Annotated in this window: 9 protein-coding genes; 6 read left to right on the forward strand and 3 right to left on the reverse strand. The window is 72.2% G+C overall.

From position 1 onward, the window contains the following. Together ACK4UM_RS20580 and ACK4UM_RS20585 are read right to left on the reverse strand one after the other, a co-directional pair. A partial coding sequence (locus tag ACK4UM_RS20580) for a GTP-binding protein (RefSeq protein WP_409801293.1) occupies window positions 1–133 on the reverse strand: 133 nt, incomplete at its 3' end. A 150-nt stretch (window positions 134–283) separates the two neighbouring features. Continuing rightward, complete coding sequence (locus tag ACK4UM_RS20585; protein WP_409802818.1) at window positions 284–2,638, reverse strand: penicillin acylase family protein; 2,355 nt, start codon at window positions 2,636–2,638, stop codon at window positions 284–286. 189 nt (window positions 2,639–2,827) lie between these two features. Here ACK4UM_RS20585 and ACK4UM_RS20590 point away from each other — a divergent pair, with 189 nt between their 5' ends. The 5 genes from ACK4UM_RS20590 (at window position 2,828) to ACK4UM_RS20610 (ending at window position 6,195) form a co-directional block, all read left to right on the forward strand. Then, on the forward strand, window positions 2,828–3,106 hold the full coding sequence (locus tag ACK4UM_RS20590) for a zinc-finger domain-containing protein (RefSeq protein ID WP_409802822.1): 279 nt from the start codon (window positions 2,828–2,830) through the stop codon (window positions 3,104–3,106). Between the two features lies 1 nt (window position 3,107). Further along, window positions 3,108–4,304 (forward strand): FAD-dependent monooxygenase, encoded by a 1,197-nt coding sequence (locus ACK4UM_RS20595; RefSeq protein ID WP_409802825.1) that lies wholly within the window; start codon window positions 3,108–3,110, stop codon window positions 4,302–4,304. A gap of 265 nt (window positions 4,305–4,569) precedes the next feature. Beyond that, window positions 4,570–5,214: a ParA family partition ATPase gene (gene parA, locus ACK4UM_RS20600; protein WP_409802841.1), complete on the forward strand. Its 645-nt coding sequence runs from the start codon at window positions 4,570–4,572 to the stop codon at window positions 5,212–5,214. Next, window positions 5,211–5,651 carry a phasin family protein gene (locus tag ACK4UM_RS20605; protein ID WP_409802827.1) on the forward strand — a complete coding sequence of 147 codons (441 nt, stop codon included), beginning with the start codon at window positions 5,211–5,213 and terminating at the stop codon, window positions 5,649–5,651. Before parA ends, ACK4UM_RS20605 begins: the two co-directional genes overlap by 4 nt. Window positions 5,652–5,790: 139 nt before the next feature. Then, the gene (locus ACK4UM_RS20610; RefSeq protein ID WP_409802831.1) at window positions 5,791–6,195 is read left to right on the forward strand and encodes an SPW repeat protein; all 405 of its coding nucleotides are present in this window, start codon (window positions 5,791–5,793) and stop codon (window positions 6,193–6,195) included. A gap of 7 nt (window positions 6,196–6,202) precedes the next feature. On the opposite strand, the gene ACK4UM_RS20615 is transcribed toward ACK4UM_RS20610, so the two are convergent. Continuing rightward, the gene (locus tag ACK4UM_RS20615; RefSeq protein ID WP_409802834.1) at window positions 6,203–7,045 is read right to left on the reverse strand and encodes an FkbM family methyltransferase; all 843 of its coding nucleotides are present in this window, start codon (window positions 7,043–7,045) and stop codon (window positions 6,203–6,205) included. Between the two features lie 175 nt (window positions 7,046–7,220). On the opposite strand from ACK4UM_RS20615, the gene map reads away from it, so the two are divergent. Continuing rightward, window positions 7,221–8,051: a type I methionyl aminopeptidase gene (gene map / locus ACK4UM_RS20620; protein WP_409802838.1), complete on the forward strand. Its 831-nt coding sequence runs from the start codon at window positions 7,221–7,223 to the stop codon at window positions 8,049–8,051. Window positions 8,052–8,211: the final 160 nt, after the last annotated feature.

Genomic DNA, 8,211 nt, shown 5'->3' on the forward strand with positions numbered 1-8,211 from the left:
TGAACGTGGCCCCGCCCGTCTCGGCGAGCACCTTCGTGATCGCCGCCGTCAGCGACGTCTTGCCGTGGTCGACGTGGCCGATCGTGCCGATGTTGCAGTGCGGCTTCGTGCGTTCGAACTTTTCCTTGGCCATCGCTCGTTCCCTGCGTGGTGCCGAAATAAGGGCGACGGCCCGCAAGCCACGCACGCGCGCGCCTCGGGCCTATGGTGGCGCCCGCTTATAGGGGTTTTCCACCAAACTCAAGAGCAAAGCGGTACGATAGGTCGCACGAGCCGCATCGCGTCAGCCCGGCTCGAGCCGCAGGAGGCGGATCGTCGCCGCATCCACCGCCGCGCGACCGTAAGGCAGCGGGCGGTATCGGCCGGCGCCGCGATCCTCCGCGAGATCCCCGAAATGGGGGCTGCGCGGATCGCCCGATTGGCCCGGATCGTTCATGCAAAGGCTCGCGTCGAAATCGCCGACGTCGATCACGAGCCGCACGTGCGAGCCCATGATCACGGAGAAATTCGCCTCGTCGTAGGTGGCGAGCATCGGCGTCGAGGAATTGCCGGAGGCCGGATAGGGCCCCAGACGCGCCGTCGCCAGCGCCTCTCCCGCGAGGCCCTCGCTCCGCAGGTTCGCGAGCGGGTGGACGTATTCGAGCCTGTGCAGGCGCCCCCACGCCCACGCCCCGGGATCGGCCCCCATCCGCCCGGCGGCGTCGCGCCAGGCGGCTGCGAGCGTCTCGCGCCAGACGTCGTCGGAGGCGATCTCGGCCTCGTCGAGGAGCGCGCGCGTGTCCATCGGCGCGATCAGCGCCCGCAGCTTCGGATCGGGCACGCGTGCGGCGAGGAGCGCGGGCTTGAGATGCCGCGCGAGCCACAGCTCGTAGAGCGCCGCGCCCGCCGAGGCGGCGTCCATCCGGTGGTCCCAGCCGGCGAGAAGCGCGAGCGCGCGCGCCGCATCGGCATCGTCCAGCGGATCGAGCGCCGCGAGACGGGACGCGAGCCGCCGGGCGGGCAGGCAGAGCACGTCGCTCTGGAGCGCGCAGCTGTCCTCCAGCGCATGCGCGGCGGCGCCGTCGAGCACCTCGCGGATGCGCTGCGCGCGGCTCGGCTCGAACCATTCGCGGCCCGTGGGGTCGGCGCGCGCGAGGAAATCGTCGGGCAGGTTCATCTCGTTCGCGCTCGCGACGAAGCCCGCCTGCGGATCGAGGCTCGAGGGCATCTCCTCGAGCGGCCGGAAGCCCGCCCATTCGAAGCGCCCGTCACCCGGCACGGGGGTCAGCCCGCTCCAATTCGGGCGAATCGGCGTGTGGCCGACGGCGAACCAGGCGATCGCGCCGGTGACGTCGGCATAGACGACGTTCGTCGCCGGCGCGCCCCACCCGCGCAGGCTCTCGCGAAAGGTCTCCCGATCCTGCGCGCGCATGGCGGAGAGCGCGGCGAGATAGGCCGCGCTGCCGGGATGGGTCCAGACCGTGCGGAGCGCGAAGGCGCGGCGAAGCGCGGGGTCGGCGTGCAGAACGGGGCCGTGGCGCGTGAAGCGCAGCCGCGCGATCCGCGGTGCGGCCCCGCGCACGGCGATCTCCTCCTCGACGATCCGCATCCGCTCCCAGCCGTCCCCGTAGCGGTAGAGCTCGGGATCGTCGGGATGCGTCTCGTAGACGTAGAGATCCTCCTGATCGGTGCAGTGGATCGTGATGCCGAAGGCGATCGTGCCGTTGTGGCCGAGCGAGATGCCCGGCACGCAGGGCTCGCCCGCGCCGATCGCGTCGAAGCCCGGGGCGGTGAGGTGGACGAGGTAGCGCAGGGAAGGCAGCTGATAGCGCCGATGCGGATCGCTCGCGAGGATCGGCCGGCCCGTCGCGGTGCGCGTGCCCGCGATCGCCCAATTGTTGGAGCCCTCCCCCGCCTGCCGCGCGATGACTTCGCCGAGCGGCGTCACGTCGCTCCAGCGCTCCGCCTCGTCGGGGCGCGCGTCGAGCCGGGCGCGCGAGAAGGTCACGGGGGCGGTGGCGAGCTTGAAGATTCGCGCGACCTCGAGCGGCACGTCGGCGAAGTCGAGCCCGTCCGGGCGCTCGGTCTCGCGGTCAGGCTCGCGCCGCATGCGCAGGCGATCGGCCGTCTCGCCCGCCTCGTCGCCGCCGATGGCGAGGAGATTGGCGCGCACGATCTCGGAGAGGACGTTGCGGGTGAGCGTGTGGCTGCGGATGCGCACGACGTCCGCTGCCTCCCAGCGCGCCGGACGCGTGCCGAGCGCCTCGAATTCCGGCGGCAGCCGTTCCGGCTCGCGCGCGACGAGGTCGACATAGGCGTTGATCCCCGAGACGAAGGCCTCGCAGATCTCCCGCGCGTCCGGGGCGTAGGCGGAGAATTCCGCGTCGAGATCGCCGCGATAGAGGAGGAGCCGCGAGGCCTCGTCCTGCGCCGCGTAGCCCGGTCCGAGCTCGGCGGCGAGGAGCCCGAGCCCGCGCTTGCGCCAGGTATCGATCTGCCAGAGCCGATCGCGCGCGGCGTTGAAGCCCTGGAGGAAGAACAGATCGGGCAGCGATCCCGCGCGCAGATGCGGAATGCCGGACGCGTCGATGGCGATCTCGGCGGGGGCGGCGAGGCCCGGGATGCGCAGGGTCTCGGTGGGGACGGGAATGTCTGTCACGGCGGGTCCGGGGAAGCGTCTCGGCAGGAGCGACGATCGTAGGGGCGCCGCCGCCCGGGGTCGACCCGCGACTTTCCCGAGACCGCACGCGCATCCGCGACAACACCCTAGCGGAGCGCGCCCGCCCGCTCTATGGTCCCGCCCGCGCGGGGGGCACCCCGGCGCGAGACCTGCGGAGCGCGAGGCACGATGGCCGAGAAGACGATACCCCACTTCCAGAACGACGTGGGCGTGTCGGTGATCCACACCGGCGCGAAGGAGTTCATGTGCATCGGGGCGAGCCCGCCTTTCGACCACCCGCACGAATTCCTCGACATGGGCGCCGACGACGAGATCATCTGCCCCTATTGCTCGACGCTCTACCGCTACGATCCCAAGCTCGCGGCGGGCGAGAGCGAGCCGCCGGAATGCCTCTGGACCGGCGGCCCGGCCGATCTCGAGACGGCGCGGACGGGGCCCGCGCGCTGAGATGACGAATCGGACGGCCGCGATCGTCGGCGCCGGCATCGGCGGGCTCGCGGCCGCGCTGACGCTCGCGCGCGCCGGCTTCTCGGTGACGCTCGTCGAGCGCCGCACCGGCTTCTCGGAGGTCGGCGCCGGGCTGCAGCTCTCGCCGAACGCGAGCCGCGTGCTCGCCGGGCTGGGGCTCGGCCCCGCGCTCGCCCGCGCCGCCACCGAGCCCGACCGCGCCGTGATCCGATCCGGCGCGAACGGGCGCGAGATCGGCGCGATGGCGCTCGGCCCCGCCATGCGCAAGCGCTACGGCGCGCCCTATCTCGTCGTCCACCGCGCGGACCTGCAGACGATCCTGCTCGACGCCGCCCGCTCGCGGCCCGGCATCCGCTTCCTGATGGGCCGCGCCTGCGAGGGCGTGGAGGAGACCGCAGGCGGCGTCGCCCTCGCCCTGCGGCGGGAGGCCGGGGCGTCCGAGCGGCTCGAGGCGGATCTCGCGATCGGGGCGGACGGCGTCCGCTCGCGGCTGCGCGCGCATGTCGAGAGCACGAGCCCGGAGCGCTGCGCGCCGCTCTTCACCGGCTACCACGCCTGGCGCGCCACGATCCCGCGCGAGGCCGCGCCGCGCGCGCTCGCCGGCGACGAGACGACGCTCTGGCTGACCCGCGACGCGCATGTCGTGCACTACCCGATCGCGGGAGGGAAGCGCCTCAACATCGTCGCGGTCACGCGCGCGGGCGAGCCGGTCGAGGGCTGGTCGGCGCCGGGCGAGGCCTCCGAGCTGCGCGCGCGCTTCTACCGGGTCGCCCCAGAGCTCGCCGCGCTCCTCGCGATCCCCGACGACTGGCTCGTCTGGTCCCTCGCCGACCGCCCCGCCGGCCCGATGGCGCGCGGGCGCGTGGCGCTCCTCGGCGACGCCGCCCACCCGGTCCTCCCCTTCCTCGCGCAGGGAGCCGCGCTCGCGATCGAGGATGCCGAGCGCCTCGCCGCCCGCCTCGGCCGCGACGACGGCGCCGTCGTCGCAGCGCTCGCCGCCTATGCGGACGAGCGTCGCCCGCGGGCGCTCGCGGTGCAGAAGGCCGCGCGGGCGAACGGGCGGATCTACCATGCCGGCGGCCTCGTCGCGATCGGCCGCGACCTCGTGATGAAGCGGCTCGGCGCCGACGGCATGGCCCGCCGCTACGACTGGCTCTACGGCTGGGGGCGGGTGTAATCCCTCCCCGGAGGGGAGGGCGGCCCCTGGAGCGCAGCGACAGGGGTCGGGCGGGGCCCGGGCGGAGATCATCCTCCGCGCGCGAGGCCCCACCCGACCTCGTTCGCCTTCGCCTCGGAGGCCACCCTCCCCTACGCGGGAGGGATTCTTTGGGCGCATTGCCCGAAAGTCGTGCCGCCTCGCGCCTGCGTAACGTGCGCTTTCGGCACACCTTCGCCACGATCTCTGCTATCTTGACGTCCGATCCGGTGCGGGTGTGGGCGCGATGATTCTCGGGGTGCTCAACCAGAAGGGCGGCGTGGGCAAAACCACGATCGCCGTGAACATCGCCGCGACCCTCGCCGGCGAGGGGCGGCGCGTGCTCCTCATCGATGCCGATCCGCAGGGCTCGGCGCTCGCCTGGTCGAGCGCGCGGACCCGCGATCCGCTCTTTCCGGTGGTGGGCATGGCGAAGCCCACGCTCCACCGCGACCTGCCTTCCCTCGCCCGCGGCTACGACGCCGTGATCGTCGACGGCGCGCCGCGCGCCAACGATCTCGCGCGCGCCGCCATCCTCGCCTGCGACACCGTGCTGATCCCCGTCCAGCCCTCGCCCTACGACGTCTGGGCCGCGCAGGAGACGGTGGAGCTCCTGCGCGAGGCGCGCATCTACAAGGAGGCGCTCGCCGGGGCCTTCGTGATCAACCGCAAGATCGGCAATTCCGCCATCGGCCGCGACGTGACGAGCGCGCTCGAGCCCTTCGCGATGCCGGTGCTCGAACCGCCGCTCTGCCAGCGGGTCGTCTATGCGGAGAGCGCCGCGCAGGGGCTCTCGGTCGCCGAGGCCGCGCCGCGCGGCGAAGCGGCGCGCGAGATCGCGGCGCTCGTCGCGGCGATCGTCGACATCTGTGAACGAAAGGATGCAGCGTGACGAAGAAGGTCGTGCAGTTCAAGCCCGCCTCCACCGCCCGGGTCCAGGGTTCGGCTTCGTCCGCGCGCTCCCGCCGCGACGCCGACGATTGGGTCGCCGCCGCTCAGCCCGAGACGGCCGCTCCGGCAGTCTCGGCGACCGCACACCCGCCGGTCGGCGCCGCGGCTGCCGAGCGGTCCCCGTCCGAGCTCGCCGAGAGCCTGGGACAGCTCTCCCGCGAGATGTCGGCGCTGGCCCGCGCGCCGCTCGAGCGGCATCTCGGGGCGGCCGCCCGGCTCGCCTCCTGCCGCACGCCCGCGGAGGCGCTCGCGGCGCAATCGGCGCTCGCCCGGGACATGATGACCGGCGCGATCGGCGATTTCGCCCGGCTCGCCGAAGCCTCCGCCCGCGCCGGCCGCGCCTTCGCAGCCACGATCGAGCGCGATCCGCAGAGCTGAAGGCCTGAGCGGACGCCGCGTTCGGCTGCGCCGTCCTGCCCCCTCCCGGTCTCTTTCGCACCCCGCGAACTCCGGTCACCGGCCGGCGTTGCGCGGGGCATCGGCGACCTCTCGTCGGCGAACACGAAGGAGAGAGACCATGGAGTCCATCCAATCGGCCAAGATCGCGACGAACACGAATATCGGGATCGGCGTGTGGCTGATCCTCGCGCCGTTCGTCCTCGGCTATTCGGGGCTGCCCGCGCCGATGTGGAACGACGTCGTCTGCGGCGTCCTGATCGTCGTCCTCGGCGGCATCCGCACGTCCGGCATCCTGCAGAATGTCGGTTTGAGCTACACCAACGCCGGTATCGGCGCGTGGCTGATCGCGGCGCCCTTCGTGCTCGGCTATTCGAACCTGGCTGCGCCGATGTGGAACGACATCGCGGTCGGCGTGCTCGTGCTGGTGCTCGGGATCTGGAGCGCTCAAGCGACGCGCAACGTCAACGCGCGCGCCGATCGCGCGCTGGGCACTCGGCATCCGGACGAGGCGACGCGGCGCTGAAGCGGCGTCAGTCTCGCCCCTGCCGGCCCTTCGCGCGCTCGAAGACGAGGTTGAGCCGCGTGTGGGCGAGAAGCACGTAGCCCTTCTCGGCGAGCAGGCGGGGCAGGTCGATCTGCCAACGGCCCGTCCCGTCCTCGACGATCAGCAGGCTTGGCCACAGATGCTCCGGAGCCTGGCGGAAGAACGGCTCGAGGATGATGTCCTCGGCGCCCTCGACGTCGAGCTTGACCGCGTCCACCCGCTCGAAGCCTTCGTCCCGAACGAGATCGGCGAGCGTGGTGGCCGGCACGCGGATGGCGGCGCCGACGGCCGAGGGGACGATCTTCATCGAGGTCTCGCCCGAATTGCGCGGCGAGAGGAAGAGGGTGAGCTCGCCGGGCTTGTCGGCGAGCGCGCAGGCCATGGCTTTGACGGAGAAGCCGTTGAGGCGGATGTTGTAGATGAGGCGGTCGAAGACGTCCGGCTGCGGCTCGACCGCGACGATCCGCGCATCGTTGCCCGCGTGCGCGGCGACGAACAAGGCATAGGCGCCGACATTGGCGCCGATGTCGATGAATACGAAGCCGGGACGGATCCGCTCCTCGACCAGCGCGCGCTCCTGCGGGTCGAAGAATTGCGGCGTGAACAGGATCCGCTTCTCGCAGACATTGTTGTATGGGTAGAGGCGCATGCGCGCGCCGAGCGTCTCGATGTCGACCGGGCGGCCGCGCAGCCGACGCACGGCGATCCGGCGCAGCAGGAAGGACAGCCGTCGCGAGGCCCAGGCGCCGGAGGCGGCGCGGGTCCGCGCGATCAGCCAGGCGACGAGGCCGGTGGGAGTGTAGGCGCCGTAGGGCGCGGGCTCGCTCATGCGGATCGGGTCGCTCGCTGCGGGCTCGGATCGGGTCCGCGCCTGAATGACACCATCCCCCGCGAAGGGCAAGCGCGGCGGAGCGCGCGCGGCGCGGCGGGCCGCTTGCGAAATCCCCGGCTTGATCGGAGCGTGCGAGCGCTTATGGTCTGCCCACACGAACGGACGAGACCCGATGACCCTGGACGACACGCGACAGATCGAGACCCGCAACGCCGCGAAATCCCCGCCCATCCACGGCCCCCAGGCCTTCGAGGCGATGCGCAAGGCCGGACAGCTCACCGCGCGCGCGCTCGATCTCGTGGTCGACCTCGTCGAGCCCGGCGTCACCACCGAGACGCTCGACCGCGTCGTCTTCGAATTCGCGATGGACCACGGCGCCTATCCCGCGCCCTTGCACTACCGCGGCTTCCCGAAATCGATCTGCACCTCGATCAACCACGTCGTCTGCCACGGCATTCCCAACGACAAGCCGTTGCGGGAGGGCGACATCCTCAACATCGACATCACGCTGATCGTCGACGGCTGGCACGGCGACTCGAGCCGGATGTACTTCGTCGGCGAGGTGCCGCGCCGGGCCGAGCGCCTGTGCGAGATCACCTACGAATCGCTGATGCGCGGCATCGCCGCCGTGCGTCCCGGCGCGACGACGAACGCGATCGGCGCGGCGATCCAGTCCTATGCCGAGGGCGAGCGCTGCTCGGTCGTGCGCGATTTCTGCGGCCACGGCCTCGGCCGCGTCTTCCACGACGCGCCCACCATCCTGCATTTCGTCGAGCCGTCCTACGACGTGCCGCTGGAGGCCGGGATGATCTTCACGATCGAGCCGATGATCAATCTCGGCCGCCCGCACGTGAAGGTCCTCGCCGACGGCTGGACCGCGGTCACCCGCGACCGCTCCCTCTCGGCCCAGTTCGAGCACACGGTGGGCGTCACCGAGACCGGCTGCGAGATCTTCACGCTGTCGCCGGCGGGGTTCGACAAGCCGCCTTACGTGCGGGCGTGAACGCGGCACCCCAGTACCACATCCCCCGAACCCCTTCCGCCCAAACCCTTTGCGCCCTCCCCTCCTCGCGCGAAACCGCTTGACGCGGCCCCCGCGCGCGACTACACGTCCGCCGTCGCCGCCGGGTCCTCCCGGCGGCAAGTCGTTTCGGAACGGGGCG

Origin of the sequence: Salinarimonas sp., from assembly GCF_046292825.1 — a bacterium.
In the GTDB taxonomy this organism is placed as follows: Bacteria; Pseudomonadota; Alphaproteobacteria; order Rhizobiales; family Beijerinckiaceae; genus Salinarimonas.

What these genes read in the sequence shown, in the direction of transcription:
- ACK4UM_RS20595 (WP_409802825.1), top strand. Translation starts at nt 3,108, where the DNA reads ATGACGAATCGGACGGCCGCGATCGTCGGCGCCGGCATCGGCGGGCTC.
- ACK4UM_RS20615 (WP_409802834.1), bottom strand. Translation starts at nt 7,045, where the DNA reads ATGAGCGAGCCCGCGCCCTACGGCGCCTACACTCCCACCGGCCTCGTC.
- ACK4UM_RS20610 (WP_409802831.1), top strand. Translation starts at nt 5,791, where the DNA reads ATGGAGTCCATCCAATCGGCCAAGATCGCGACGAACACGAATATCGGG.
- parA (WP_409802841.1), top strand. Translation starts at nt 4,570, where the DNA reads ATGATTCTCGGGGTGCTCAACCAGAAGGGCGGCGTGGGCAAAACCACG.
- ACK4UM_RS20590 (WP_409802822.1), top strand. Translation starts at nt 2,828, where the DNA reads ATGGCCGAGAAGACGATACCCCACTTCCAGAACGACGTGGGCGTGTCG.
- map (WP_409802838.1), top strand. Translation starts at nt 7,221, where the DNA reads ATGACCCTGGACGACACGCGACAGATCGAGACCCGCAACGCCGCGAAA.